General features: G+C 67.3%; 1 protein-coding gene. It reads left to right on the plus strand.

All coding sequences use genetic code 11. From position 1 onward, the window contains the following. A partial coding sequence (locus IO33_RS45415) for an HAD family hydrolase (RefSeq protein WP_037687550.1) occupies positions 1 to 343 on the plus strand: 343 nt, incomplete at both ends.

The raw sequence follows: 343 nt of genomic DNA on the forward strand, positions 1-343 counted from the left end.
GGTGTACACGGCGTCATTGAGGACCACGCGGTGCTGGTGGGCCGTGAAAGTATGCTCGCCGACTGGTCTCTGCCCCTCGAGGGCACGCTGGCCGCGGCCAAGACTGAGGCGGAGCAGATCGGGAAAACCGCTGTCGTGGTGGCCTGGGATGGCCGCGTCCGAGGCGTGCTCGTGGTCGCTGACACCATCAAACCGACCAGCGCCGCCGCGATCGCCCAGTTCACTGCTCTGGGCCTGACCCCGATTCTGCTCACCGGGGACAATCAAGGCGCCGCCGACCACGTCGCCGCCCAGGTCGGTATCACCGACGTCATCGCCGAGGTCCTGCCCCAGGACAAACTCG

It is taken from the genome of Streptomyces durhamensis (assembly GCF_000725475.1).
GTDB classification, from domain to species: Bacteria; Actinomycetota; Actinomycetes; order Streptomycetales; family Streptomycetaceae; genus Streptomyces; species Streptomyces filipinensis.